A 26,062-nucleotide genomic window follows, 5' to 3' on the forward strand; every position below is an offset into this window, starting at 1 on the left:
GAATCAGGCTCCTTGGGCGTTGGGCTGAGTCTCGGGCTGGGCGACAGGCTCAGGGACGGTGGGCCCGCCCAGGCGGCTCCTCAGCCGCTGATGCCAAACCGGACGCTTCCGGGGAGGGACGTGGTCGACCCCACCAAGCGACCACGGATTGCAGCGCAGGATGCGCCAGGCAGTCAGCGCAGTCCCTTTCACCGCGCCGTGCCGGTCGATGGCCGTATAGCCATAGTGCGAGCACGACGGGTAGTACTTGCAGACCGGGCCCAGCAGGGGGCTGATGGTCCACTGGTAGATCTTGATCAAAAGCAGCAGCGGGTACTTCACTGTGCGCTCCCTCCCGGGTCCCGTCCGGGTTTCCCGGGGCCCGCGGCGTAGCCGCCGTCGGTCACAGCCGCGGTGGGATTGCCGCCTTTCGGCGCCCCTCCCAGCAGCCGCTGGAGCGCGGCGTCCAGGTCGCGGGCCAGCTGGTCGTGCTCCGCCGCACCCGCGCCGGGCAGGGCCCGTACGACAACCAGGCTACCGGCGGGCAGCCGGTCCAGCCGATCACGCATGAGGTGACGAAGCCTCCGCTTGACCTTGTTGCGTACGACGGCGACGCCAACGGCCTTGCTCACGACGAAACCCGCACGCGTCGGGGGAACACGTTCCCCCGCTGCGTGCGGGTCCGTTGCACCGCTACGAAAATGAACGACAAGGAGCGGGCGCCCGGCCCTGCGTCCCCGGCGTACCGCGGTCGCAAAGTCCTCGCGCCGCCTCAGCCGATGTTCGGTAGGCAGCACGTCATGGACCTAGGTTCAGGCTGCTCAGGCCGACAGGCGGGCGCGACCCTTGCCACGACGGGTCGCCAGAATCGCGCGACCGGCGCGGGTCCGCATGCGCAGACGGAAGCCGTGGGTCTTCGCGCGACGGCGGTTGTTCGGCTGGAAGGTGCGCTTGCTCACTCGGGGGCTCCAGGAATGCTTGTTGTCTCAGGCGAGACAGATGTGGGGCGTCGATTGGCTGTCACCGTGCGCCCACGAGTAGCTCGCAACGCCCAAGTGCACCGCTTCACGATCACCAGAGCGCGATCTTTGCCCATCGGAGGCAGGCGGCAGCAGCCATCGACAACTCGACCTGGTCACGGTACGCGCGGCTGCGCCATCCGGTCAAACCGGCTCCGGGCCACCACACACAGTCCCTTGTCAGGACACACTATGCACAGCCTGTGGACAACAACTTGAATCCGCAGGCCCGGCCTGACTACCGTTGCTGAACTCCGATTCCTTCCCGCCCGTCCTGAGAATCACACATTCGTGGGACTGTGAGAGAGCGTGCCTTGTGGCTGAAGTTCCTGCTGATCTTGCCGCAGTGTGGCCGCGCGTACTCGACCACCTCCTGCGTGCCGAGGCCGACGGCCTCAAGCCCAAGGACCAGGACTGGCTCAAGCGCACCCAGCCGCTGGCGCTGGTCGCCGACACTGCACTGCTCGCCGTCCCCAATGAATTCGCCAAGGGTGTGCTCGAAGGTCGGCTCGCGCCACTGATCGGGGAGGCGCTCAGCCACGAATGCGGGCGGCCGATCCGGATTGCGATCACCGTTGACGACTCCTCCGAGGAGCCTCCGCCGCAGTCCGCCCCGCAGCACCAGCAGCCGTCGCACCAGCCGTCACATCAGGCGCATCCGCAGCACGACCCGTACGACAGCTACGACCGGCATGACAGCCGGCAGGGCTACGGCCACCAGGGCGACGAGCTGCCCAGTGTCCGGCCCGCCTACCCCGACTACCAGCAGCCGCGGCACGAGCCCGGATCCTGGCCGCAACACCCCACCACCATGGGCGGCGGCCCCGGCCCCCGCGACGACTACGGGTGGCAGCAGCAGCGCCTCGGCGGCTTCCCCGACCGTGACGCGCCCCCCGAGCCCTGGCGTGAGCAGTACTCCTCGCCGCCGCCCTCGCACGCACAGCAGCAGAACGACTACCGCTCGCCGCGCCGCGATCTGTCCGAGCACCAGCCGCCCGGACGCGGCGGCGGTCCCGCGCTGCCCGCGCCCAGCGGTGCGCCCAGCCCGCTCGCCGCGCAGCCCGCGCCGGCCACCGGTCCCGGCGAGCCGACCGCCAGGCTGAATCCGAAGTACCTCTTCGACACCTTCGTCATCGGCGCCTCCAACCGCTTCGCGCACGCCGCAGCGGTCGCCGTTGCCGAAGCGCCGGCCAAGGCGTACAACCCGTTGTTCATCTACGGGGAATCGGGCCTGGGCAAGACCCACCTGCTGCACGCCATCGGGCACTACGCGCGGAGCCTGTATCCGGGCACCCGGGTGCGGTACGTGAGCTCGGAGGAGTTCACCAACGAGTTCATCAACTCCATCCGCGACGGCAAGGCAGATGCGTTCCGCAAGCGCTACCGCGACATGGACATCCTGCTGGTCGACGACATCCAGTTCCTGGCGAGCAAGGAGTCGACGCAGGAGGAGTTCTTCCACACCTTCAATACGCTGCACAACGCCAACAAGCAGATCGTGCTGTCCTCGGACCGGCCGCCCAAGCAGCTGGTCACCCTGGAGGACCGGCTGCGCAACCGCTTCGAGTGGGGTCTGATCACCGACGTCCAGCCGCCCGAGCTGGAGACCCGGATCGCGATCCTGCGCAAGAAGGCAGTGCAGGAGCAGCTGAACGCGCCGCCAGAGGTGCTGGAATTCATCGCCTCCCGCATCTCGCGCAACATCCGCGAGTTGGAGGGCGCACTGATCCGGGTCACCGCGTTCGCCTCGCTCAACCGGCAGCCGGTGGACCTGGGGCTGACCGAGATCGTGCTGAAGGATCTGATCCCCGGGGGCGAGGACGCCGCGCCGGAGATCACCGCCACCGCGATCATGGCGTCCACCGCCGACTACTTCGGGCTGACCGTCGACGACCTGTGCGGCTCCTCACGCAGCCGGGTGCTGGTCACCGCCCGCCAGATCGCCATGTATCTGTGCCGCGAGCTGACCGATCTCTCGCTGCCGAAGATCGGCGCGCAGTTCGGTGGCCGGGACCATACGACCGTGATGCACGCCGACCGCAAGATCCGCGCGCTGATGGCCGAGCGGCGCTCCATCTACAACCAGGTCACCGAGCTGACCAACCGCATCAAGAACGGCTGACCGCCGGCCACGGCCGGTCGCCACAGGCGCGCTCAGGGCGCTCCGGAGACGTACGTCCGGGGCGCCCTTCGTCGTCCGGGGCGCCTGAGCGAGGCCTCCAGGGCGCCTGATCAAGCCCCCGGGGCAGCTGACGAAGCTTCGTCGGGCCCTTGTGTACGCCCTCGGGGCACACCCCGCCGCCATCCCAAACCTGTGGAGCGGGCTGAGCGTGTTCGATTCCGTACCAGGTCACGGCCTCTCTCCACAGATTGGGCAAGAATCTTCCATCCACACCCTGGGGAGAGCAGAGTTATCCCTGGGGAATCCACAGGGTGCTCTCCCGTCAGGGCATCGGGGGAGGTCAGCCGGGTGTGGATTTGTGGCCAACCACAATCCACAGGCTGTGGATGAAAATTTCGTCCACAGCCGGGCGCTCGGCTTGTCCACCGGCTGCCCACAGGAAGGGTGGCGTTGTCCCCAGTGATCCCCAGCTTCTCCACACCCCTGTCCACTGTTCGGCAACCCAACACCCGTCCTCACTGGCCCGAGTGAAAGCCGTCACATCAAGTTGGTCGGTTGGGCTGTGGGGAACCGGGGTAAAGCTGGGGATGGCACTGGGGAGAACTACCCCTCTCCTGTGCATCGGGTGTGCAGAACTTTCGGCGGTCCACAGATCCGCCCGCTTATCCACCGCTGCCGCCCACAGGGCCGGTGGACAAAAAAGCCGCGTTGACCTGCGCAAAAGCAGTTGTCCACGGTTTCCACAGGCCCTACTACTACGACCAGGGATATCTACCGGGGACTTCGCTTGAAAGCGGGGGCTGTGCACAAGTTGGCCGCCGAGCGCCCGGACCGGGTCGAGTCGACTTGACCCCGAGCCGCACCGACTGTCGGTGGCGTACGTCAGACTGGTCTCCGGCAACCCAGCCGACGAAGAAGGCCAGCAGGGCGCAAGCCAGCAACAGCAGGAGGCGGTTTCCGGTGAAGATCCGGGTGGAGCGCGATGTACTCGCGGAGGCAGTGGCCTGGGCGGCCAAGAGCCTCCCGGCCCGTCCGCCGGTGCCCGTCCTCGCGGGCCTGCTGCTGAAGGCGGAGGACGGCGCGCTGAGCCTCTCCGGCTTCGACTACGAGGTCTCGGCGCGGGTCTCGGTGGAGGCCGAGGTCGAGGAGACGGGCACGGTCCTCGTCTCCGGCCGGCTGCTCGCCGACATCTGCCGGGCGCTCCCCAACCGACCGGTGGAGATTTCCACCGACGGTGTACGGGTAACCGTGGTCTGCGGCTCCTCCCGCTTCACCCTCCACACCCTGCCTGTGGAGGAGTACCCGTCCCTGCCGACGATGCCCACCGCCACCGGCACCGTCCCCGGTGAGGTCTTCGCCGCGGCCGCCGCCCAGGTGGCCATCGCCGCCGGCCGTGACGACACCCTCCCGGTGCTCACCGGTGTACGGATCGAGATCGAGGGCGACACCGTCACCCTGGCCTCCACCGACCGCTACCGCTTCGCAGTACGCGAGTTCCTGTGGAAGCCGGAGAGCCCGGACGCCTCCGCGGTCGCGCTGGTGCCCGCCAAGACGCTGCTGGACACCGCCAAGTCGCTGAGCAGCGGCGACACCGTCACGCTGGCGCTGTCCGGCTCCGGCGCCGGCGAGGGTCTCATCGGCTTCGAGGGTGCCGGGCGCCGTACGACCACGCGGCTGCTGGAAGGCGACCTGCCGAAGTACCGCACGCTCTTCCCGACCGAGTTCAATTCGGTCGCCGTGATCGAGACCGCCCCGTTCGTCGAGGCCGTCAAGCGTGTGGCGCTGGTGGCGGAGCGGAACACCCCGGTGCGGCTGAGCTTCGAGCAGGGCGTGCTGATCCTGGAGGCCGGCTCGAGCGACGATGCACAGGCTGTGGAGAGGGTCGACGTCGACCTGGACGGCGACGACATCTCGATCGCCTTCAACCCGGGCTTCCTCCTGGAGGGCCTGTCGGCCATCGACTCGCCGGTGGCGCAGCTGTCGTTCACGACGTCGACCAAGCCCGCGCTGCTGAGCGGCCGGCCGGCCAAGGACGCCGAGGCGGACGACGCGTACAAGTACCTGATCATGCCCGTGCGGCTGAGTGGATGAGTCGTGGCTGAGGGCCCCCGATGAGCGGCTGAGCCCACAGCTGTGCACGGGGTCGCGGGCGTAGGCTCGGCCCCGGGTACAACAGCAACGACTACGTGCAAAGAGGTTCTCTGATGGAGCTCGGTCTCGTCGGTCTCGGCAAGATGGGCGGCAATATGCGCGAGCGCATTCGCCGCGCCGGCCACACCGTCGTCGGATACGACCGCAACCCGGACCTGGCTGATGTCAACAGCCTCAAGGAGCTTGTGGACAAGCTCAAGGGCCCGCGGGTCGTCTGGGTCATGGTGCCGGCCGGTGCCGCCACCCAGTCGACGGTCGACGAGCTCGCCGAGCTGCTCTCCCCCGGCGACGTCGTGGTGGACGGCGGCAACTCCCGCTGGACCGATGACGAGAAGCACGCCGAGGAGCTCAAGGCCAAGGGCATCGGCTTCGTCGACTGCGGCGTCTCCGGTGGCGTGTGGGGCCTGGAGAACGGCTATGCGCTGATGTACGGCGGCGAGAAGGACCACGTCGCCAAGGTGCAGCCGGTCTTCGACGCCCTCAAGCCCGAGGGCGAGTTCGGCTCGGTGCACGCCGGCAAGGTCGGCGCCGGCCACTTCGCCAAGATGGTCCACAACGGCATCGAGTACGCGATGATGCAGGCCTTCGCCGAGGGCTGGGAGCTGCTGGAGAAGGTCGACTCCGTCACGGACGTGCGCGAGATCTTCCGCTCCTGGCAGGAGGGCACGGTCATCCGCTCCTGGCTGCTGGACCTCGCCGTCAACGCCCTCGACGACGACGAGCACCTGGAGAAGCTGCGCGGTTTTGCACAGGATTCCGGCGAGGGCCGGTGGACTGTGGAAGCCGCCATCGACAATGCCGTGCCGCTGCCCGCGATCACGGCCTCGCTCTTCGCGCGATTCGCCTCCCGGCAGGACGACTCCCCGCAGATGAAGATGATCGCCGCGCTGCGCAACCAGTTCGGCGGCCACGCGGTGGAGAACAAGAAGTAAGCCAGCAACAACCAGCAGCCGGGGGAGGTCGGCGCACCAAGCCATGCACGTAACGCATCTTTCGCTCGCCGACTTTCGCTCGTACGCCCGGGTCGAGGTCCCGCTCGACCCGGGCGTCACGGCTTTCGTGGGCCCCAACGGCCAGGGCAAGACCAATCTGGTGGAGGCCATCGGGTATCTCGCGACGCTCGGCAGCCACCGGGTCTCCTCCGATGCGCCGCTGGTGCGGATGGGCGCCGAGCGGGCGGTCATCCGGGCCGCGGTCGTCCAGGGCGATCGGCAGCAGCTGGTGGAGCTGGAGCTCAACCCGGGCAAGGCGAACCGCGCCCGGATCAACCGGTCCTCGCAGGTCAGGCCGCGGGATGTGCTGGGGATCGTACGGACCGTGCTGTTCGCGCCGGAGGATCTGGCGCTGGTCAAGGGCGACCCGGGGGAGCGCCGGCGGTTCCTGGACGAGCTGATCACGGCGCGCTCGCCGCGGATGGCGGGCGTGCGCTCCGACTACGACCGCGTCCTCAAGCAGCGCAACACCCTGCTGAAGACGGCGGCGCTGGCGCGCAGGCACGGCGGGCGGAGGGGGGCACCTTCCGCGGGAGCGGATTCGAGTGCGGGGGCGGACCTGTCGACGCTGGATGTGTGGGATCAGCATCTGGCCCGTGCGGGTGCCGAGCTGCTGGCGCAGCGGCTGGACCTGATCGCGGCGCTGCAGCCCCTGGCGGACAAGGCGTATGAGCAGCTGGCGCCCGGTGGCGGGCCGCTGGCGCTGGAGTACCGCGGGTCGGCGGGCGAGGCAATGGCCGCCGCGACCACTCGCGAGGAGCTGTACGGCGTGCTGCTGGCGGCGCTGGGTGAGGCCCGTAAGAGCGAGATCGAGCGCGGGGTGACGCTGGTCGGCCCGCACCGCGACGATCTGGTGCTGAGGCTGGGACAGCTCCCGGCGAAGGGCTACGCGAGCCACGGCGAGTCCTGGTCGTATGCGCTGGCGCTGCGGCTGGCCTCGTACGACCTGCTGCGCGCCGAGGGCAATGAGCCGGTGCTCGTCCTCGACGATGTCTTCGCGGAGCTGGATGCGCGCCGCCGGGAGCGGCTGGCGGAGCTGGTGGCGCCGGGCGAGCAGGTGCTGGTGACGGCAGCGGTGGACGACGATGTCCCGCGGGTGCTGACCGGGGCGCGTTATGCGGTCTCCGACGGGACCGCGCAGAAGGTGACACCGTGAGCGACCCGCAGCCGGAGCGGCCCAAGGCACCGGAGCTGTCCGGTGTGGATCTGGCCCGCCAGGCGCTGGTGGCCGCCAAGGAGCAGGCGCGCGCCCGTGGGGCGGCCGCGCAGCAGAAGAAGCAGGCCAGGCGCGGCGGGCTGCGTTCGGGGGCGCGGGCGGACGGCCGCGACCCGCTGCCGCTGGGTGCGGCGATCAACCGGCTCATCACGGAGCGCGGCTGGGAGACCCCGGCGGCGGTCGGCGGGGTGATGGGGCGCTGGCCGCAGCTGGTCGGACCCGAGGTGGCACAGCATTGCGAGCCGCAGCGGTACGACGAGGACGCGCGGGTGCTGACCGTGCAGTGCGATTCGACGGCGTGGGCGACGCAGCTGCGGCTGCTGGCGCCGCAGCTGGTGGCCCGCCTCAACCAGGACCTGGGCCAGGGCACCGTAAAGATGATCAAGGTGCTGGGGCCCGGCGGTCCCGCGCGGCGCTACGGGTCGCTGCGGGCGCCCGGCAGCAAGGGCCCCGGCGATACCTACGGCTAGGTCCGGCCGGTGGACGGATGCGATGTTTCACGTGAAACAGCCGCCCCGTCCTGCTTACGGACCGTTTCACGTGAAACATCGCACCCCGTATGCCCCCTGTAAACACATGAGGCGGGTGAGACCCCGCTCACGGTAGCCGGTGGTTGACAGTCGGAAGCGCTGAGTGCCCGTGTGAGCGTCCTGAGGCCCCGTCTCGAATATGGGGAGTCGGCGGACGTCAGTTCAGGGCGGCACATGACGACTCAGGTGCCTGCAAACCCCCATGAGTGTCAGCGCTACCGGTAGACTGGTGGCAATCCCGCCCACTCGCGGAACATGTCGAACGACGCAGCCGTTCTCGCCTGTCTTTTCTGGGGATGCCCCACAGGCGCGGAAGGGCTTGTGCTGTGCCAGAAAGGGCGCTTCGTGGCCGACTCCGGCGACCTCAACGAGAACAACACGGCTTCTACTGAAGAGGGGGTTCCTGCCGGCGCCATGGGCGACTCCTCGGTGGCGAAGTCGTACGACGCCAGCGCGATCACCGTCCTCGAAGGCCTGGACGCGGTCCGTAAGCGCCCCGGCATGTACATCGGCTCGACCGGCGAGCGCGGTCTGCACCACCTGGTGCAAGAGGTCGTCGACAACTCCGTCGACGAGGCGCTGGCCGGTCACGCGGACACCATTGACGTGGCGATCCTGCAAGACGGCGGTGTCCGCGTCGTCGACAACGGCCGTGGTATCCCGGTCGGCATCGTGCCGTCGGAGAACAAGCCGGCCGTCGAGGTCGTGATGACGGTGCTGCACGCCGGCGGCAAGTTCGGCGGCGGCGGTTACGCGGTCTCCGGTGGTCTGCACGGCGTGGGTGTCTCGGTCGTGAACGCGCTGTCGCAGCGGGTGGCGGTCGAGGTCCGCACGGACGGCTACCGCTGGACGCAGGAGTACAAGCAGGGCGTGCCGACCGCCCCGCTGGCCAAGCACGAGGCCACCGAGGAGTCCGGCACGTCGGTGACGTTCTGGGCCGACGGCGAGATCTTCGAGACCACCACGTACAGCTTCGAGACGCTGTCCCGGCGCTTCCAGGAGATGGCGTTCCTCAACAAGGGGCTGACCATCTCGCTCAAGGACGAGCGCCCGGATCATGTGGACGAGGACGGCAAGCCGCTCTCGGTGCGGTACTGCTACGAGGGCGGCATCGTCGACTTCGTGAAGTACCTCAACTCGCGCAAGGGCGAGCTGGTGCACCCGACGGTGGTCTCGGTGGAGGCCGAGGACAAGGAGCGGAACCTCTCCGTCGACCTCGCGATGCAGTGGAACACCCAGTACAGCGAGGGTGTCTACAGCTTTGCGAACATCATCCACACCCACGAGGGCGGTACCCACGAGGAGGGCTTCCGCGCCGCGCTGACCGGCCTGATCAACCGCTACGCGCGCGACAAGAAGCTGCTGCGCGAGAAGGACGACAACCTCACGGGTGAGGACATCCGCGAGGGCCTGACGGCGATCATCTCGGTCAAGCTCGCCGAGCCGCAGTTCGAGGGCCAGACCAAGACCAAGCTGGGCAACACCGAGGTGAAGACCTTCGTCCAGAAGGTGGTCCACGAGCACCTCAACGACTGGCTGGACCGCAACCCCAACGAGGCCGCGGACATCATCCGCAAGGGCATCCAGGCGGCGACCGCCCGGGTGGCCGCCCGTAAGGCCCGCGATCTGACCCGTCGCAAGGGCTTGCTGGAGACCGCGTCGCTGCCGGGCAAGCTGAGTGACTGCCAGTCCAACGACCCGACCAAGTGCGAGATCTTCATCGTCGAGGGTGACTCCGCCGGTGGCTCGGCCAAGTCCGGCCGTAACCCGGAGTACCAGGCGATCCTGCCGATCCGAGGAAAGATCCTCAACGTCGAGAAGGCGCGGGTCGACAAGATCCTCCAGAACAACGAGGTCCAGGCGCTGATCTCGGCGTTCGGCACGGGTGTGCACGAGGACTTCGACATCGAGAAGCTCCGCTATCACAAGATCATCCTGATGGCGGACGCCGACGTCGACGGTCAGCACATCAACACCCTGCTGCTGACGTTCCTGTTCCGCTTCATGCGCCCGCTGGTCGAGGCCGGACACGTCTACCTCTCCCGCCCGCCGCTGTACAAGATCAAGTGGGGTCGGGACGACTTCGAGTACGCCTACTCGGACACCGAGCGGGACGCGCTGGTCGAGCTCGGCAAGCAGAACGGCAAGCGGATCCGTGAGGACTCGATCCAGCGGTTCAAGGGTCTCGGCGAGATGAACGCCGAGGAGCTGCGGGTGACGACCATGGACATCGACCACCGTGTCCTGGGCCAGGTCTCGCTGGACGACGCGGCCCGCGCGGACGACCTGTTCTCGGTGCTGATGGGCGAGGACGTCGAGGCACGCCGCTCGTTCATCCAGCGCAACGCCAAGGACGTCCGCTTCCTCGACATCTGAGCCCTGTCGGCCCTCACAACAGCCGCAGCTCGAAAGGACTTTGATCAGCAATGGCCGACGAGAACCCCCCTGTGACCCCGGACGGCGTGACCGCCGAGGGCGCGCCCGCCGCCATCGAAGGCGTCGGGATGCGCGTCGAGCCCGTCGGGCTCGAGACGGAGATGCAGCGCTCCTACCTCGACTACGCGATGTCCGTCATCGTCTCGCGTGCGCTGCCGGACGTACGGGACGGCCTCAAGCCCGTCCACCGCCGCGTCCTGTACGCGATGTACGACGGCGGCTACCGCCCCGAGAAGGGCTTCTACAAGTGCGCCCGCGTCGTCGGTGACGTCATGGGTACGTACCACCCGCACGGCGACTCCTCGATCTACGACGCGCTCGTCCGCCTCGCGCAGCCGTGGTCGATGCGGATGCCGCTGGTGGACTCCAACGGCAACTTCGGCTCTCCGGGCAACGACCCGGCCGCGGCCATGCGGTACACCGAGTGCAAGATGAAGTCGCTGTCCATGGAGATGCTCCGGGACATCGACGAGGAGACCGTCGACTTCCAGGACAACTACGACGGCCGTAACCAGGAGCCGACGGTCCTGCCGGCCCGCTTCCCCAACCTCCTGATCAACGGCTCGGCCGGCATCGCGGTCGGTATGGCCACGAACATCCCGCCGCACAACCTGCGCGAGGTCGCGGCCGGTGCCCAGTGGGCGCTGGAGCACCCGGAGGCCTCCCACGAGGAGCTGCTGGACGCGCTGATCGAGCGCATCAAGGGCCCGGACTTCCCCACCGGCGCGCTGGTGGTGGGCCGCAAGGGCATCGAGGAGGCCTACCGCACCGGCCGCGGCTCGATCACGATGCGCGCGGTGGTGGCGGTCGAGGAGATCCAGAACCGCCAGTGCCTGGTGGTCACCGAGCTGCCGTACCAGACCAACCCGGACAATCTCGCGCAGAAGATCGCCGACCTGGTCAAGGACGGCAAGATCGGCGGCATCGCGGACGTCCGCGACGAGACGTCCTCGCGCACGGGCCAGCGGCTGGTCATCGTCCTCAAGCGGGACGCGGTCGCCAAGGTCGTTCTCAACAACCTCTACAAGCACACCGACCTCCAGACCAACTTCGGCGCCAACATGCTCGCCCTGGTGGACGGGGTGCCGCGCACGCTGTCGCTGGACGCGTTCATCCGTAACTGGGTCACCCACCAGATCGAGGTCATCGTCCGCCGGACGAAGTTCCGGCTGCGCAAGGCCGAGGAGCGGGCGCACATCCTGCGCGGTCTGCTCAAGGCGCTGGACGCGATCGACGAGGTCATCGCGCTGATCCGGCGCAGCGAGACGGTCGAGGTGGCGCGCGAGGGCCTGATGGGCCTGCTGACCATCGACGAGATCCAGGCGAACGCGATCCTGGAGATGCAGCTGCGCCGGCTGGCCGCCCTGGAGCGCCAGAAGATCACCGCCGAGCACGACGAGCTGCAGCGCAAGATCACCGAGTACAACGCGATCCTGGCCTCGCCGGAGCGGCAGCGCCAGATCATCAGCGAGGAACTGGCCGCGATCGTCGAGAAGTTCGGCGACGACCGGCGCTCCAAGCTGGTGCCCTTCGAGGGCGACATGTCCATCGAGGACCTGATCGCCGAGGAGGACATCGTCGTCACGATCAGCCGTGGCGGCTATGTGAAGCGGACGAAGGCCGACGACTACCGCTCGCAGAAGCGCGGCGGCAAGGGCGTGCGGGGCACGAAGCTGAAGGAAGACGACATCGTCGACCACTTCTTCGTCTCCACCACCCACCACTGGCTGCTGTTCTTCACGAACAAGGGCCGGGTCTACCGCGCCAAGGCGTACGAGCTGCCGGACGCGGGCCGCGATGCGCGCGGTCAGCATGTGGCCAACCTGCTCGCCTTCCAGCCGGACGAGCAGATCGCGCAGATCCTGGCGATCCGCGACTACGACGCCACGCCGTATCTGGTGCTCGCCACCAAGGCCGGCCTGGTGAAGAAGACGCCGCTCAAGGACTACGACTCGCCCCGCTCCGGCGGTGTGATCGCGATCAACCTGCGCGAGCAGGAGGACGGCAGCGACGACGAGCTGATCGGCGCCGAGCTGGTGTCGGAGACCGACGATCTGCTGCTGATCAGCAAGAAGGCACAGTCGATCCGCTTCACCGCGACGGACGAGGCGCTGCGGCCGATGGGCCGGGCCACCTCCGGCGTCAAGGGCATGAGCTTCCGTGAGGGCGATGAGCTGCTCTCGCTGAATGTGGTGCGTGCGGGTACGTTCGTGTTCACCGCGACGGACGGCGGCTACGCCAAGCGCACGGCGGTGGACGAGTACCGAGTCCAGGGCCGCGGCGGCCTCGGCATCAAGGCCGCCAAGATCGTGGAGGACCGGGGTTCGCTGGTCGGCGCGCTGGTGGTCGAGGGGACCGATGAGATCCTGGCGATCACCTTGGGCGGTGGCGTGATTCGTACGCGGGTCAACGAGGTCAGGGAGACCGGCCGTGACACCATGGGCGTCCAACTGATCAACCTGGGCAAGCGAGATGCCGTTGTCGGCATCGCACGGAACGCCGAGGCCGGTCGTGAGGCCGAAGAGGTCGACGGGGTCGAAGGCACCGAAGAAGAGACCGACGAGGCCGCAGGGACCGAGCCGGCGGCGGCCGAGGGCGAGCAGCCCGCGGCGGAGTAGCACGAGGAGTAGGTCGTGAGTGGAGCCACGGGCGCTGCAGCGGGTGGACCGGGAGTCAAGAAGGGCTCCTCGTCCGGATCCGCAACCGTGACGGAAGACGGCGCCCGTGGCTCTGCCGCGTCCGAAGGCCCCCGAGACGAGGGCTCCAACCAGGGGGGAACCGTGACCGATACGCGTCAGCCGCAACCTCAGCCGCAACCGCAGCCCCACCAGCAGCCTCCGCAGCAGCCCCAGGGCGGCCAGGGGCAGCCATATCAGCCGCCGCAGGCCTACCGCCCGGGCACCGGCACCGGCGGCGGCCAGGCCGTGCGCAAGCCCCGCACGGGCGCCGGCACGGTGCCGCGGACCCGCAAGGCCCGGTTGCGGGTGGCGCGCGTCGACCCCTGGTCGGTGATGAAGGTCAGCTTCCTGCTGTCCATCGCGCTGGGCATCTGCACCGTGGTGGCCGTGTCGGTGCTGTGGATGGTGATGAATGCGATGGGCGTCTTCTCCACCGTCGGCAGCACGATCAGTGAGGCGACCGGCTCGGGCGACGGCGGCGGATTCGATCTGCAGTCGTTCCTGTCGCTGCCGCGGGTACTGCTGTTCACCTCGGTCATCGCGGTGATCGATGTGGTGCTCGCGACGGCGCTGGCGACGCTGGGTGCGTTTATCTACAACCTGTCGGCGGGCTTCGTGGGCGGGGTGGAGCTCACCCTCGCCGAGGACGAGTAGCGCCCCTGGTGGGAGGCCCACCGGGGGCCCGGCGGAACCGATTTTGGGAACGCCTCTGAAGTGCGCTAATCTTTCGGTGCAGCGAACGCGCGGCTATAGCTCAGACGGTTAGAGCGCTTCCCTGATAAGGAAGAGGCCCCAGGTTCAAGTCCTGGTAGCCGCACTGCACACTCGGCCCGGCCGGAGATTTCTCCGGCCGGGCCGATGCGTTTGGGGCCGCGAGGCGATTCCGCGGCGCCGGGTCCGAGCCGGGGCCGATTCGCCCTACGGGAAACGGAAGTTGAGCCTCCTACGAGATCAGGACGCTGGGTTGCAGCCGAGCTCGGCCTAGATAACCGATCGGTATCGGTCGGTGTGTATCATCGGCCGACATAGGTCCCCTACGTCAACGAAAGACGAGGTCGCGCGGTGAAGAAGCTTCTCCTGGTCGCACTGGCCGCCATCGGCGGGCTCCTCGTGTACCGCCAGATCCAGGCGGATCGCGCCGAGCAGGATCTGTGGACGGAGGCGACCGACTCCGTGCCCGCAGGTTCGGGTGTGTGAGACCCCAACGCACAGCAGTTTGTACGGACCCCGGTTGCCCTAGGGCGACCGGGGTTTCGTGCGTCTGGGGGCCGGTGTTGTTGCAGGCCTGTGACGCCCAACGCCTTGAATTTGCTATAGCACATTACTAACTTGCAGTAGCAAAGTTCTTGTGTGTGGTATTCGATGTGCGTGAGGTGCGGGATGAGCCGCACGGTACGCAGCGGTACGCAAGGGGGACGAGGGACATGGCACGACGACACCGCAAGGGGGCGGTGGCGTTGCTCGGCGGACTGCTGCTGGCGCTCGCCGCCGCTCCGCTGCAGACAACGCCGGCCGCGGCGAACGCACCGGCCGCGCCGCCCCCCGCCGAGGGCACCGGCATGGTGATGGTGCTGGACTCCTCCGGCTCCATGGCCGAGAAGGACGGCTCCGGCGGTACCCGGATTGCCGCCGCCCGTAAGGCCGTCGGCACGGTCGTCGACGCACTGCCCGCCGGTTACCCCACCGGACTGCGCCTCTACGGCGCCGACAAGCCCAAGGGCTGCGACGACACCCGGCTCGCCCAGCCCGTGTCCCCGCTCGACCGGGCGGGCCTCAAACGGGCCGTCGACGACGTGCGGCCCAAGGGCGACACCCCCATCGGGCTGTCCCTCGAAAAGGCCGCCCAGGACCTGCCCAAGCCCTCCAGCGGGTCGATCGGCAAGCGCACGATCCTGCTGATCTCCGACGGCGAGGACAACTGCCAGGCGCCGCCGCCCTGCAAGGTCGCCGCCCAACTCGCCGCGTCCGGCGTGGATCTGCACATCGACGCCATCGGCTTCCAGGTCGCCGGCAAGGCCCGACGGCAGCTGGAATGCATCGCCAGGTCCGGCAACGGCCGGTACTACGACGCCCCCGATGCCCAGGCGCTGGCCAGGCAGCTCCAACGGGCCGGCCAACTGTCCGCGGACGGATACCGGTTCAAGGGCGCCAAGGTCCGGGGCACACCCACCAAGTCGAATGCGCCCGGCATCGCCCCGGGGCAGTACCTGGACAGCATCGGGCCCAACGAAAAGCGCTACTACGCCACCGATCTGGACGCGGCTTCCACGGTCGACTACTCGGCAACCGTGGTGCCGCAGCCCGGCGCGGCGGTCGGCCTCCTCGACTCCCTGCACACCGAGATCGCCTACGGCATCGACAGCACCTGTGACTCCACCACCTCGCAGTTCGGGCAGCAGGAAGGCGCCACCCCGCTCACCTCCGGCATCAGCCGTGTGCCCTCGGAGGACGGCACCGACGGCTGCGACAAGGCAGGCCGCTACTGGTTCGTCGTCGAGCGCAAGGCCGACAAGGGTTCGGACGCCTCGCGCTGGCCGCTGGAGCTGATGTTTCACGTGGAACATCCTCTGAAGAAGGGCGTCACGCCCGCACAGTCGGAGCCGGAGTACGGCGCGGGCGGCAAGGAGGCCACGCTGCCCACCGGCACCCCCAAGGCCGTCACCGGCGGCACGAGCTTCAACGACGCCCGCCCCCTGACCCAGGGCGTCTGGCGGGACAAGGTCCTGCCCTCGCAGACCCTCTGGTACAAGGTGCCGGTCGGCTGGGGCCAGCAGCTGCGTTACGACGTGGAATTCGCCAACGAGCCCACGGTCAGGGGCTATAGCGCGGTCAGTTCCTACGGCGGCACCGAGGTCTACACGCCCGCTCGTATGCCGGTCGGCCGGGGGACGGGTGAGTTCAGCCCGCATGTGCCCTACAACGGGCGGCCGGCGGCGCTCAGCATGGGGACGGTCCCCGTCGCTTGGACCAATCGCTACGAGAGCGACATCAACGTCGTGCCCGTGCACGGCAAGGGCAGCTTCTACATCGCCGTGACGCTGGGGGCCCAGGCCTCCGAGATTGCGCAGAACCCACAGATCGGTGTGGTGCTGCGGGTCGCCGTACTGGGCAAGGCGAAGTCCGGTCCGCAGACCGGTGCCGCCGTCGTCAAGAGTGCCGCCGACGGTGGACCGGGCTCCTCGGCGGACGGCTCGCAGAGCGGCGGTGGAGGATGGACGGCCGGCCCGGTGGTCGCGGCCGTCTCCGGCGGCATCGGCATTCTGCTGCTGGCCGGACTCATGGTCGGTTTGCTGCGGGCTCGCAGGAAGGCGCGGCCCAGCGGCGCCGATTCGGATGCGATAAGGGGTGGTTCGTGGTGATGGGGCGCGGGACGCGCACAGGGCTCGCCGGGCTTGCGGCGCTTGCCATGGTGACGGTCATGCCGGGGGCGGTGGGGGTGGCCGCCGCTGAGGACGTGCCCACCTACAAGCCGGCGAGCGGCGCCACCAAGATCAACGGCACGGTTGTCGCCACGGACGCCCCGCAGCTCGAGAAGGGACTGCACACCGACTCCATCGATCGCGGCGAGGAGAAGTACTACGCCGTCGATCTGGACGCCAGGTCCAGCGCCTACTTCTCGGTGGTCTCCGCACCCACGCCCGGTACCAAGGTCGAGGAGTACCGGGACAAGCTGAGCATCAGGGTCCAGAAAAGCGACGGCACCACCTGCGGTTCGGATACGTCGCAGTACTTCCACGCCGGCGGGACGGCCTACCCCATCGCCGCCTACACCAGCCGCGACATCGGCAAGCAGGAGACGCAGTGCCAGGACCCCGGTCCGTACTACGTCGTGGTCACCCGCGAGGGCTCGCCCACGTCCGGGACCGACCAGTGGCCGATCGAACTGGGCTATCTCAACGAGCCGGCCCTCAAGGGCGGCACCCCGGCCCAGCCGGGCGAGACGAGCACCACGCCCCCCAAATTGCGTACCGATCTTGCCAAGCGCAGGGCGGGCGGCACGGGCTTCAACGACGCGGCTTCGGTCAACACCGGCGTCTGGAAGGACAGGATCAGGCCCGGCGAGACCCGGTTCTACCAGGTGCCGGTCGACTGGGGCCAGCGGCTCAACCTGAGCGCGGAGCTGCCGAACGCATCCTCGTCCAAGCCCGGTTCGTACCTCTCGGACGCCCTTGGGCTGCACGTCTTCAACCCCGCACGCGGCGTTGTCGTCGACGACAACTTCTCCTCGTACAACGGCGAAGGGGCCGAAGCCACGGAGTTCACCGCCCCAGTCGCCTACGGCAACCGCCTCAACGCCTCCGAGAAGGTCCGGGCCATGCGGTTCGCGGGCTGGTACTACCTCGAGGTGACCCTGAACTCCAAGGCAGCGCAGTTCTTCTCCAAGGGCACCGACTTCACCCTGCGGGTCGATGTACGGGGCGCTAAGCATGCCGGACCGGCCTACTCCGAGGCCGCCCCCGACTTCACCGTCACGAACGAGGACCGGGAGATGGCCAGGACCGGCCGCACCCCGGAGGAGATGGAAGAGAGCGGCACCCTGCGGATCGTCGCCTACGCCGGGATCGGCACGGGCGTGGTGCTGCTGACCGGGCTGGGAGCCTGGACGCTGGTGGCCCGGCGCAGGGCCGCGGGCGCTCCAGGGGCGCCCGGAACGCCTGGGCCGGCCGGGGCGCTCCCCCAACAGGCCCATCAGCCACCACACCCACAGCAGACCCAACAGGGCGACCAGACCCTGCAGTCCGGTCCTCCGCAGGGCCGGTAGGCACCGCGGAGGCCGAGACGGCGCGCCGTCAGGAGGCCAACAGCGCCCAGACACCCACCGCGATGCACAGCAGCGCGACGATCAGCACCGGGACCGCCACCTTTGTGGGCGGTCCCGGTCGCCGTTCCCGGACGGGAGCGAAAGCCGACTGCGTGACGGGCGGCGTGCCCACGGGAGACGCCAGGTGGGCAACGGGGGCCTGCTGCCCGGCCGGCGGCTGACCGGGAACGGGGAGCGGGCCCGCCGTATACGGCCGGGTCGCGGAAACCTCCGGCCGGACGGCCGCCGTCGGCTCGTACGACGGCATCGGCGCCGGCGGCGGCGTGGCCGGGGCGGCGGGCGCGCCCTGGCCCGGGGGCGTACCGCCCGGAGATGTGCTCGGCGTCGGCGTCGGGGTCGGCGGGGTGCTCGGCTGCTGCGGCATCGGCAGGCTCTGTTCCGGCGGCGCGAGCTGGAAGCTCCCGGTGTCGGACAGGGAGCCCTGCCCGGTGGCCGCGTCCGCGGACGAGATCCGGGAGGCCAGCGGCCCGGTCGGCCCGAACCCGCCGGGCAGCGGCCCGATGTGGTCGAAGACCTCGACGACCTCTTCCTCGATCGTCGCGTCCGGCAGCATCTCGGCCGCCGACAGCACCGCCTTGCGCGCCCCCGTGGCCGTCCTGAACCGCGACTCCGGATCCGGGTGCAGCAGAGCGGCCAACACCTGCCACAGCGGCTCCGGCACACCCTCAGGGGCGTGGGGAATACCGCGCTCGGCGAAGTGCCGGATCAGCGCCTCGGAGTCCGGCTTGGTGCCGGTGATCAGATAGAGCCCCACCAGGCCGACCGCGAAGAGGTCGGCCGGGAAGTCCGGCTCGGCGCCCAGCATCTGCTCGGGCGCGAAGTAACCAGGCGTCCCCACCACATAGTTGGTCTCGGTGAGCCGCGGCTCACCCTTGCGCATCGCGATGCCGAAGTCGCTCAGCCGCAGATGCGGACGGCCGGTGCCGGTGGCCTCGAGCAGGATGTTCGCCGGCTTGATGTCGCGGTGCACCACGCCCTCGGCGTGCACCGCCGTCAGCCCCGCCAGCAGCTGGTCCAGCAGCAGGCACACGAACCGCGGCGGCAGCGGGCCGTAGTCCCCGATCAGATGCGCCAGCGAGCCGCCGTTCACCAGATCCATGGTGAACAGCACCTTGTCGTCGTCCGCGGCCCAGCTCGCCGGAGCCAGCACATGCGGATGGTCGATCCGCAGCGCCTGTTCCCGCACGAAGCGCAGCAGGGTGTGCGCATCGCTCTGCTGCAGCACCTTGGCCGCGACATAGCGCCGCCGCCGGTGGTCCCAGGCGCGCCAGACGGCGCCCACCCCGCCTCGTCCGATCGGGTCGATCAGCTCGTACCGACCGGCGAAGATCTCACCCATGACGCCCCGTTCCGCTCCCGGACTGCGCAAGCTCCGTTGTGGCTAGCTCTGGTGCGCCTCATAGTGCGCGACCGCGTCCGCGGTGCGGCCGGCACCGTAGACCCTGAGGAACTCTGCCAGTTCGGGGTGAGTGGGGGCGAGGGTGTTCGCCGCATCGATGATGTCGCCGGCGTCGGAGACCGAGCGCAGCAGCGACTGAATCTCGCGTACCACCCGCCGTACGGTGGTGGCCCCCGTCGACGTCGTCTGCTGCGCGGTGTTGTTGAGTACCGAACCGCCGGCCGTCTTCTTGATCTCGTCCATCCGGTCCGTGGCCTCGGCGGCGCTGACGCTGCCGTCCGCCACCTGTCCGGCCAGGTCCTGCAGCGCCTGGACGCGCTGCACCACGGCCGGGTTGCCTATCTTCGCGCGCTGCCCGCTCATCAGCTGCGACAGCATCGGGGCGGACAGGCCGAGTACGGCGGCGAGCCGGGCCTGGTTGAGCCCGAGATCATCGATGAGGCGACGGAACAGCGCACCCAGAGGCTCCCCGTACCAACTGCGCTGCAGCTCCCTGGCCCGCGCGGTGGCTTCCTGCTGTGCTGCGTCCATGCGTCTCCCCTGTCTCCCCGATGGCGCTTCGCTGCCGCGAATCTCGCGAAGCATCCTACGGAGAGTGGCGGGGTGCGGCGATACCCGGTCGGGAAAGCGGCCGGGTACCAGGTACCCTGGTCCGCGAAGGGGCCTTAGCTCAGTTGGTAGAGCGCTGTCTTTGCATGGCAGATGTCAGGAGTTCGACTCTCCTAGGCTCCACCATCCGATGCCTTCTGATCTGCGAAATTGCAGGTCAGGGGGCATTTTTGGGATTCTGGGGAAAACGGTGGGCGCCGGGGGTGCGGGGCGGTGCGCCGCCGGTCATTGGTGCAGGCGCAGCTTCTGTCCCGGGTAGATGTGGTCCGGGCCCTCGTCGAGCGTCTTCTTGTTCAGTTCGTACAGAGCCTGGGCGCCGCCGCGAATGTGGTGATGGTCCGCGATGGCTGAGAGGCAGTCGCCCCGGTGTACGACGTAGGTGCGGTCGGCGCGGGTGCCGGAGGCCTTGTGGGTGCGCGGATGTGCCGGGGTGTGGGCCGACGGGGCCCGGTGGGGCTGGTACTTCTGGTGTGAGTGGTGGGTCGCCGACGGGCGCCGGTCGGTGGTGACAGCTCCGTCGTCGTCGGCCTCCAGGTCACCGGGACCGAGCAGGCCGAAGCGCCCGCAGTTCGGCCACGGCGCCATACCGCGGTCCTCGGCGATGCGCTCGCCGACCGCGATCTGCTGCGACCGGGAGGCGAGGTGGGCGCTCGGGGCGTAGCGCTCGCCGCCGTATGCCCGCCAGGTGGTGGGGGCGATCTGGAGGCCGCCCTGGTAGCCGTTGCCGGTGTCGATGTGCCAGCGGCCGCTGCTCTCGCAGGCAGCGATCCCCTCCCAGTCGGTGTCCGCCGGGACCGTTGGCGGAGCAGCCGCCGCGCCGGCCTGGCTTGCGAGGCCGAGGGCGCTCAGCAGCACGATCAGCACGGACAGGATCGCTTCGACGGACCGTTTGACGAAACGCAACGACATGACGGTACTCCTCCGCTGTGCTCCGGCAGCCGTGGCGCAGTGCACGCCACGACCGGTGGGCAGGCACGAGGTAACCGGCCAATATGCTTTTCGGCACGTTTGGCGATCCCGAAGGCGCGTGTTTCACCTGGCTGGACGCACGGTTTTGACGGAGCGTTATGCCGTACGGGGACGGTTCTGCGGGGCCGGCTGCGAGCCCGCGGCCCCGGTGGTGGAGGAGAAACACCAACGGGCCGTGCCCGCCGCCCTGTTGAGGGGAGGGGCACGGCCCGTCGTGGTGGACCGGGGTGCGTCAGGCGGGGCTGCCGCCGCCGCGCTCGTCGGACTCGGCCTCGTCCTGCTTGGCCTGGACATCGGGGTCGAGGGAGGCGCCCTCGCTGCCGTCGACGGCGTTGAGGCGGCCGCGCTCGCCGACCTCGGTCGGGGCGGGCGGCTCGACCAGCCAATCCGGGTTGGCCTGCTTGTCCCACCACTTCCAGGCGGCGACCGCACAGCCCACCAGGACGCCCAGGATCGTCAGCCGCTTGGCGACCTTGCCAGTGCACTCGCGGCGGCGGTGCTTCTTCTGGAGCTTGGCGATCTCGGCGGCCGTCACCTGGCCGCGCAGCGCGGCGAGCGCGGCGGTGCCGCGGGCCAGGGCCTCCTCGCGTACCGGCTCGGCGGCCGCGCGGGCGCTGTGCACGGCGTGTTCCACCCGCGGCGCGGTGTACTCGGCGGCCTGCCGGGCGGCCTTACGGGTCCGGCCGGCGGCCCGGCAGGCCGCCGCGTCCACCTTGGGCGGCAGGGCGCCACGGGCATGCTCGAGACGCGGCTGCAGATGCGCGTCGTACTGCGTACGCGCCTGGTGCGCGGCCTCGGCGACCATGGGGCCCATGCGGGTGCGGGCCTCATGCGCGTAGTGCACGGCGGCATCCTTGGCCGTACCGGCATACGGAGCCACCACCTCCGCGGCGTGCCGCACGCTGTCCTTGGCCGTACCGGTCGCGGCGCGCACGCTGTCCTTGCGGGTCACGGGATCCTCCTCCTCGGTGGCGTGTCCGGGGCTGTGGGGGGTGGTCCCCCCTGTCTGCTGTGTCGCCTGTCCACCCGGTTGAAGATCATGCCCGCTCATATGGCGCACGGCATGTGCGAGCGGGCATCCGGGTCATTGGGGACCTTCCGGAGCCTTGTGACGACAATGCCACGGTTTGCCGCCCCGCGCGCCCGGTTCCCGGGGCCCGGCGCACCGTGCGTCACCAGGAGTACGGGGCAAGAAATCAGTACGAAGGAGGCCCTGGGGTGATGGTCGCGGGACGGGCGGGCCGGTCCGTGCGAGGATCGGTAACCGCCAGTGAAGACTGATGGAAGGTAGATCGTGGCTGAACAGCTCTACGCCACCCTGAAGACCAACCAGGGCGACATCGAGATTCGGCTTCTGCCGAACCATGCCCCCAAGACGGTCAAGAACTTCGTCGAGCTCGCCACCGGTGAGCGCGAGTGGACGCACCCGCAGACCGGCAAGCGGTCCAAGGACAAGCTGTACGACGGCACGGTCTTCCACCGTGTGATCAGCGGCTTCATGCTCCAGGGCGGAGACCCGCTGGGTGATGGCACCGGCGGCCCCGGCTACCAGTTCGGGGACGAGTTCCACCCCGACCTGGCCTTCAACAAGCCCTACCTGCTCGCCATGGCGAACGCCGGTCCGGGCACCAACGGCTCGCAGTTCTTCATCACCGTGGCGCCGACGGCGTGGCTGACCGGCAAGCACACCATCTTCGGTGAGGTCACCACCGACGCCGGCAAGAAGGTCGTGGACGCCATCGCCGGCACCCAGACCAACCCGCGGACCGACCGTCCGGTGCACGACATCGTCATCGACACGATCGTCATCGAGACCCGCTGAGCGAGTCTCGCGGCCCGAGCCGGACCGACAGCGTCCCGCTCGGGGAACCATTGCGCCCCGCCCGGTCGTAGTTAAGGCGGGGCGCGAAGCTCGTTGAGGGGTGGCAGTCCGGCGCCGCGCGGGCGATGCGTGTGATCGACCGGACGAAGAGGACGAGGGGACCGATGGACCAGGTGCCAGGCAGCCCACAGGAGCCGAAGGACACCCACGACGGCGACGACCTGCCGGCGTGCTACCGCCATCCGGACCGTACGACCGGCATCCGCTGCACCCGCTGTGACAAGCCGATCTGCCCGGACTGCATGGTCAGCGCCTCGGTCGGCTTCCAGTGCCGGGACTGCGTACGCGGCGGTGGCGGCACCGGACACTCGGCGACCGCATCGGCGCCGCGCACCATCGCGGGCGGCACCATCGCCGCCAATCCGCGGCTGATCACCCTGATCCTGATGGGCATCAACCTTGCGGTCTTCGTTGCGGTGAAGGCGGACGGCACCCGGCTGCTGAACGAACTGGTCATGCTCGGCCGCACCCCTCCCGAGTATCTGCCCCAGGGGGTCGCGGAGGGCGAGTGGTACCGCCTGGTGACCTCGGTGTTCCTGCACCAGGAGATCCCGCACATCGCCTTCAACATGCTCTCGCTGTGGTGGCTGGGCCCGCCGCTGGAGGCGGCGCTCGGCCGGCTCCGGTTCATCGCCCTGTACATGCTCTCCGGCCTCGGCGGCAGCGCCCTGACGTATCTGGCCGCCGCGCCGTCCGGGTTCTCCCTCGGAGCCTCCGGAGCGATCTTCGGGCTGCTGGGCGCCACCGCCGTGCTGATGCGCCGGCTGAACTACGACATGAAGCCGGTGCTGATTCTGCTCGGCCTCAACCTGGTCTTCACCTTCACCTGGCCGCACATCTCCTGGCAGGCGCACATCGGCGGCCTGGTGGTGGGCGCCGCGGTGGCGTACGGAATGGTGCATGCGCCGCGCGAGCGCCGGAATCTGGTGCAGGCCGCGACCTGCGCGGTGGCGCTGCTGGCGATCGTCGCGGTGGTGTGGGTACGGACCGTCCAGCTGCTGGGCTGAGCGGTCTGCACCGCTTCCACAGACCCGCCACGCCAAGTTGTCCACAGTGCGTGGCGGATCTTGTGCAAGCTGTGGGGAACATCCGTTCCGCGCCCCGCTGACCTGCGTTTCCCCAGTCAGGACACGGGGAGACGGGGACCGGGGACGGCCGCCGCCGGTCACACCGGCGTCAACCTCCCGAGGGTTATCCACAGATCTTCTGAAGTTTTCCCCGGCTGTGGATAACCGTGTGGATGGCCTTGGGCAGGACTTGCCCGGACGGGCCCTGCGCTACTTCCACTGCGTGGAGACGCCGAAGCCCACCGCGATGAAGCCGAAGCCGCACACGATGTTCCAGTTCCCGAGGGCCTTGATCGGAAGGTCGCCCTCGGAGACATAGAAGAGCACGATCCAGGCGAGTCCGATCAGAAACATCGCCAGCATCAGCGGCGCGACCCAGCCACGGCCTGAACTCATCTTCAGACTGGTGGTCTTTGCCGGCGGCGGCGTGAAGTCGTCCTTCTTGCGGATCCGTGACTTCGGCACGAGGAACACTCCTGTCGATGCGCTGCTCCCCCCACTCCGGGCGGCGCTCGAGCGGGCGGTGCCCCCACCTGCGCGCGGGGGCGGTACGGAACGGTTGCCGGGAGGGAAGCGGTGGGGCGCGATTCCTCGCCCAGGCGTCCGTTAGCGTAGTGCTTCCGCGGCGTTGTAAGGAGTAAGGGTACGTTGAGCACTTCCGCTGACTCCCCAGGTCGCCCCGCCCGTCCCCGTCTGCGGCCGGTACGACTCCTGACTCTCGCGGTTTTTGCACTTGCCGGACTGATCTTCTGGCTGAGCTTCGACACCGCCCGCGGCACCAACCTGCGCTCGGACGACTCCATGCTGCGCCTGTCCGACCTCATTCAGGAACGCAGCCACAAAAACGGTGCCCAGGACGACCGTAACGCCACCTTGCGTGAACGCGTCGACGCCCTCGCCCAGCGCGACAACGGCAGCTCCGAGGCCGAGGACGCCAAGCTCAAGGCCCTGGAGAAGAACGCCGGCACCAAGCCGCTGACCGGCCGGGGCGTCACCGTCACCCTCACCGACGCCCCGCCCGACGCCACCGCCAAGATCCCCGGCATCCCCGAGCCGCAGCCCAACGACCTGGTCATCCACCAGCAGGACCTGCAGGCCGTGGTGAACGCCCTGTGGCAGGGCGGCGCCAAGGGCATCCAGGTCAAGAACCAGCGGTTGATCTCCACCAGCGCGGTGCGCTGCGTCGGCAACACCCTGATCCTCCAGGGCCGGGTCTACTCCCCGCCGTACACCATCACCGCCGTCGGCGACCGCACCGCGCTCAACCAGGCGCTCACCGCCTCGCCCGCCATCCAGAATTATCTGCAGTATGTGAACGCCTACGGCCTGGGCTGGAAAGTCGACCAGCGCGAGACGGTGACTCTTCCCGGCTACTCCGGCACAGTGGATCTCCACTACGCACAGCCTGTGAAGCCGTAGCCCGCCGCCCCGCGGGGCGGCGGGAGGGGCGGGTACGGATGACGCTGCGGAGCCGGACGACGGTGCGGTGGTGCGTACGGACCCTCAGCGAAATCTGCGTCACCGTCGGCACACTCATCGTGCTCTTCGTCGTCTATGTGCTCTTCTGGACCGGCATACGGGCCGACAGCGCGATGGACGGCGAGATCGGCAGACTCCAGGAACAGTGGTCGACGGGCTCCGTCGCACCCGACGACAGCGCCCCCGCGCCCACCCGCACCAAGCCGCCCGGCCCCTATGAAGCGGGCACCTCCTTCGCCGCGATGTACATCCCGCGGTTCGGCGCCGACTGGGCCAAGCCCGTACTGGAAGGCACCGCGACCGACACCCTCAAGCGCGGCCTGGGCCACTACGACCGCACCGCGCGGCTCGGCCAGGTCGGCAACTTCGCGGTGGCCGGACACCGCCGCACCTACGGCGACCCCTTCAAGGACTTCCCCCGGCTGCGCCCCGGCGACGCCGTGGTGCTCACCGACGGCACCACCTGGTTCACCTACCGCATCGACAACCGCCCCTACACGACCCTGCCCGGCGACATCGGCGTGATCGACCCCGTACCGGCACGGTCCGGGTACAACGGCCCGGGCCGCTATCTCACGCTGACCACCTGCGAGCCGGAATGGGGCCACAGCCACCGGCTGATCGCCTGGGCACATCTGGATTCCACCCAACCCGTCGAACAGGGAAGGCCATCGGCTTTGACCGGCTGACCCACCAGCGCCCGCCCTCGCCC

General features: G+C 69.1%; 23 protein-coding genes and 2 tRNA genes. 17 read left to right on the forward strand and 8 right to left on the reverse strand.

Annotation, left to right across the window (positions count from 1 at the left end; all coding sequences use genetic code 11):
- Positions 1-3 precede the first annotated feature (3 nt).
- From yidD to rpmH, 3 genes are read right to left on the reverse strand one after another with little or no spacing between them, the layout of a single operon-like run.
- Positions 4-321 carry a membrane protein insertion efficiency factor YidD gene (gene yidD, locus AB0D04_RS02615; protein WP_006604423.1) on the reverse strand — a complete coding sequence of 106 codons (318 nt, stop codon included), beginning with the start codon at positions 319-321 and terminating at the stop codon, positions 4-6.
- Positions 318-776 carry a ribonuclease P protein component gene (gene rnpA, locus AB0D04_RS02620; RefSeq protein WP_362698562.1) on the reverse strand — a complete coding sequence of 153 codons (459 nt, stop codon included), beginning with the start codon at positions 774-776 and terminating at the stop codon, positions 318-320. The genes yidD and rnpA overlap by 4 nt, the downstream gene beginning before the upstream one ends.
- Before the next feature lie 24 nt (positions 777-800).
- A complete protein-coding gene (gene rpmH / locus AB0D04_RS02625; RefSeq protein WP_030354375.1) occupies positions 801-938 on the reverse strand; it encodes a 50S ribosomal protein L34 in 138 nt (45 codons plus the stop codon).
- Positions 939-1,314: 376 nt separating this feature from the next.
- Between rpmH and dnaA the strand changes: the two genes are divergently transcribed.
- From dnaA to AB0D04_RS02685, 12 genes are all read left to right on the forward strand, one after another.
- Positions 1,315-3,120: a chromosomal replication initiator protein DnaA gene (gene dnaA / locus AB0D04_RS02630; protein WP_362698566.1), complete on the forward strand. Its 1,806-nt coding sequence runs from the start codon at positions 1,315-1,317 to the stop codon at positions 3,118-3,120.
- Between the two features lie 960 nt (positions 3,121-4,080).
- Positions 4,081-5,211, forward strand: a complete 1,131-nt coding sequence (gene dnaN / locus AB0D04_RS02635) for a DNA polymerase III subunit beta (protein WP_362698569.1) — start codon at positions 4,081-4,083, stop codon at positions 5,209-5,211.
- Between the two features lie 113 nt (positions 5,212-5,324).
- Positions 5,325-6,203 (forward strand): phosphogluconate dehydrogenase (NAD(+)-dependent, decarboxylating), encoded by an 879-nt coding sequence (gnd, locus tag AB0D04_RS02640; protein ID WP_362698572.1) that lies wholly within the window; start codon positions 5,325-5,327, stop codon positions 6,201-6,203.
- A gap of 43 nt (positions 6,204-6,246) precedes the next feature.
- On the forward strand, positions 6,247-7,419 hold the full coding sequence (recF, locus tag AB0D04_RS02645; RefSeq protein WP_362698575.1) for a DNA replication/repair protein RecF: 1,173 nt from the start codon (positions 6,247-6,249) through the stop codon (positions 7,417-7,419).
- A complete protein-coding gene (locus AB0D04_RS02650; protein WP_362698578.1) occupies positions 7,416-7,949 on the forward strand; it encodes a DciA family protein in 534 nt (177 codons plus the stop codon). The genes recF and AB0D04_RS02650 overlap by 4 nt, the downstream gene beginning before the upstream one ends.
- Before the next feature lie 381 nt (positions 7,950-8,330).
- Positions 8,331-10,385: a DNA topoisomerase (ATP-hydrolyzing) subunit B gene (gyrB, locus tag AB0D04_RS02655; RefSeq protein ID WP_362698783.1), complete on the forward strand. Its 2,055-nt coding sequence runs from the start codon at positions 8,331-8,333 to the stop codon at positions 10,383-10,385.
- 50 nt (positions 10,386-10,435) lie between these two features.
- Positions 10,436-13,063: a DNA gyrase subunit A gene (gyrA, locus tag AB0D04_RS02660; RefSeq protein WP_362698581.1), complete on the forward strand. Its 2,628-nt coding sequence runs from the start codon at positions 10,436-10,438 to the stop codon at positions 13,061-13,063.
- Positions 13,064-13,150: 87 nt separating this feature from the next.
- Positions 13,151-13,777, forward strand: a complete 627-nt coding sequence (locus AB0D04_RS02665) for a DUF3566 domain-containing protein (RefSeq protein WP_362698584.1) — start codon at positions 13,151-13,153, stop codon at positions 13,775-13,777.
- Positions 13,778-13,866: 89 nt separating this feature from the next.
- Positions 13,867-13,940 (forward strand) — tRNA-Ile (locus AB0D04_RS02670).
- A gap of 245 nt (positions 13,941-14,185) precedes the next feature.
- On the forward strand, positions 14,186-14,320 hold the full coding sequence (locus tag AB0D04_RS02675) for a DLW-39 family protein (protein ID WP_003958712.1): 135 nt from the start codon (positions 14,186-14,188) through the stop codon (positions 14,318-14,320).
- A gap of 227 nt (positions 14,321-14,547) precedes the next feature.
- Positions 14,548-16,482: a VWA domain-containing protein gene (locus tag AB0D04_RS02680; protein WP_362698587.1), complete on the forward strand. Its 1,935-nt coding sequence runs from the start codon at positions 14,548-14,550 to the stop codon at positions 16,480-16,482.
- Positions 16,482-17,885, forward strand: coding sequence for a hypothetical protein (locus tag AB0D04_RS02685; protein WP_362698784.1), 1,404 nt, complete (start codon positions 16,482-16,484; stop codon positions 17,883-17,885). Before AB0D04_RS02680 ends, AB0D04_RS02685 begins: the two co-directional genes overlap by 1 nt.
- Positions 17,886-17,913: 28 nt before the next feature.
- Here AB0D04_RS02685 and AB0D04_RS02690 read toward each other — a convergent pair whose 3' ends face one another.
- Together AB0D04_RS02690 and AB0D04_RS02695 are read right to left on the reverse strand one after the other, a co-directional pair.
- Positions 17,914-19,284, reverse strand: a complete 1,371-nt coding sequence (locus AB0D04_RS02690) for a serine/threonine-protein kinase (RefSeq protein ID WP_362698590.1) — start codon at positions 19,282-19,284, stop codon at positions 17,914-17,916.
- A 42-nt stretch (positions 19,285-19,326) separates the two neighbouring features.
- The gene (locus AB0D04_RS02695) at positions 19,327-19,875 is read right to left on the reverse strand and encodes a DNA-binding protein (RefSeq protein ID WP_362698593.1); all 549 of its coding nucleotides are present in this window, start codon (positions 19,873-19,875) and stop codon (positions 19,327-19,329) included.
- Positions 19,876-20,003: 128 nt separating this feature from the next.
- On the opposite strand from AB0D04_RS02695, the gene AB0D04_RS02700 reads away from it, so the two are divergent.
- A tRNA-Ala gene (locus AB0D04_RS02700) sits at positions 20,004-20,079 on the forward strand.
- Positions 20,080-20,178: 99 nt separating this feature from the next.
- Here AB0D04_RS02700 and AB0D04_RS02705 read toward each other — a convergent pair.
- Together AB0D04_RS02705 and AB0D04_RS02710 are read right to left on the reverse strand one after the other, a co-directional pair.
- A complete protein-coding gene (locus AB0D04_RS02705; RefSeq protein ID WP_362698596.1) occupies positions 20,179-20,862 on the reverse strand; it encodes a transglycosylase family protein in 684 nt (227 codons plus the stop codon).
- A gap of 292 nt (positions 20,863-21,154) precedes the next feature.
- Positions 21,155-21,874 carry a DUF5324 family protein gene (locus AB0D04_RS02710; RefSeq protein WP_362698598.1) on the reverse strand — a complete coding sequence of 240 codons (720 nt, stop codon included), beginning with the start codon at positions 21,872-21,874 and terminating at the stop codon, positions 21,155-21,157.
- A 342-nt stretch (positions 21,875-22,216) separates the two neighbouring features.
- Between AB0D04_RS02710 and AB0D04_RS02715 the strand changes: the two genes are divergently transcribed.
- Both AB0D04_RS02715 and AB0D04_RS02720 read left to right on the forward strand, forming a co-directional pair.
- Positions 22,217-22,744: a peptidylprolyl isomerase gene (locus AB0D04_RS02715; protein ID WP_362698601.1), complete on the forward strand. Its 528-nt coding sequence runs from the start codon at positions 22,217-22,219 to the stop codon at positions 22,742-22,744.
- 164 nt (positions 22,745-22,908) lie between these two features.
- Complete coding sequence (locus AB0D04_RS02720) at positions 22,909-23,811, forward strand: rhomboid family intramembrane serine protease (RefSeq protein ID WP_362698604.1); 903 nt, start codon at positions 22,909-22,911, stop codon at positions 23,809-23,811.
- Between the two features lie 270 nt (positions 23,812-24,081).
- Here AB0D04_RS02720 and crgA read toward each other — a convergent pair whose 3' ends face one another.
- Positions 24,082-24,336: a cell division protein CrgA gene (gene crgA / locus AB0D04_RS02725; protein ID WP_362698607.1), complete on the reverse strand. Its 255-nt coding sequence runs from the start codon at positions 24,334-24,336 to the stop codon at positions 24,082-24,084.
- A gap of 183 nt (positions 24,337-24,519) precedes the next feature.
- Between crgA and AB0D04_RS02730 the strand changes: the two genes are divergently transcribed.
- Complete coding sequence (locus tag AB0D04_RS02730) at positions 24,520-25,290, forward strand: DUF881 domain-containing protein (RefSeq protein WP_362698610.1); 771 nt, start codon at positions 24,520-24,522, stop codon at positions 25,288-25,290.
- 38 nt (positions 25,291-25,328) lie between these two features.
- Positions 25,329-26,039 carry a class E sortase gene (locus AB0D04_RS02735; protein ID WP_362698613.1) on the forward strand — a complete coding sequence of 237 codons (711 nt, stop codon included), beginning with the start codon at positions 25,329-25,331 and terminating at the stop codon, positions 26,037-26,039.
- Positions 26,040-26,062: the final 23 nt, after the last annotated feature.

It is taken from the genome of Streptomyces sp. NPDC048483 (assembly GCF_040651455.1).
In the GTDB taxonomy this organism is placed as follows: domain Bacteria; phylum Actinomycetota; class Actinomycetes; order Streptomycetales; family Streptomycetaceae; genus Streptomyces.

Bases quoted from the DNA above. Each gene is read 5' to 3' on its own strand.
- recF (WP_362698575.1), top strand. From the start codon at position 6,247: ATGCACGTAACGCATCTTTCGCTCGCCGACTTTCGCTCGTACGCCCGG.
- AB0D04_RS02735 (WP_362698613.1), top strand. From the start codon at position 25,329: ATGACGCTGCGGAGCCGGACGACGGTGCGGTGGTGCGTACGGACCCTC.
- gyrA (WP_362698581.1), top strand. From the start codon at position 10,436: ATGGCCGACGAGAACCCCCCTGTGACCCCGGACGGCGTGACCGCCGAG.
- AB0D04_RS02680 (WP_362698587.1), top strand. From the start codon at position 14,548: ATGGCACGACGACACCGCAAGGGGGCGGTGGCGTTGCTCGGCGGACTG.
- AB0D04_RS02685 (WP_362698784.1), top strand. From the start codon at position 16,482: ATGGGGCGCGGGACGCGCACAGGGCTCGCCGGGCTTGCGGCGCTTGCC.
- AB0D04_RS02720 (WP_362698604.1), top strand. From the start codon at position 22,909: ATGGACCAGGTGCCAGGCAGCCCACAGGAGCCGAAGGACACCCACGAC.
- AB0D04_RS02695 (WP_362698593.1), bottom strand. From the start codon at position 19,875: ATGGACGCAGCACAGCAGGAAGCCACCGCGCGGGCCAGGGAGCTGCAG.
- AB0D04_RS02690 (WP_362698590.1), bottom strand. From the start codon at position 19,284: ATGGGTGAGATCTTCGCCGGTCGGTACGAGCTGATCGACCCGATCGGA.
- gnd (WP_362698572.1), top strand. From the start codon at position 5,325: ATGGAGCTCGGTCTCGTCGGTCTCGGCAAGATGGGCGGCAATATGCGC.
- AB0D04_RS02705 (WP_362698596.1), bottom strand. From the start codon at position 20,862: ATGTCGTTGCGTTTCGTCAAACGGTCCGTCGAAGCGATCCTGTCCGTG.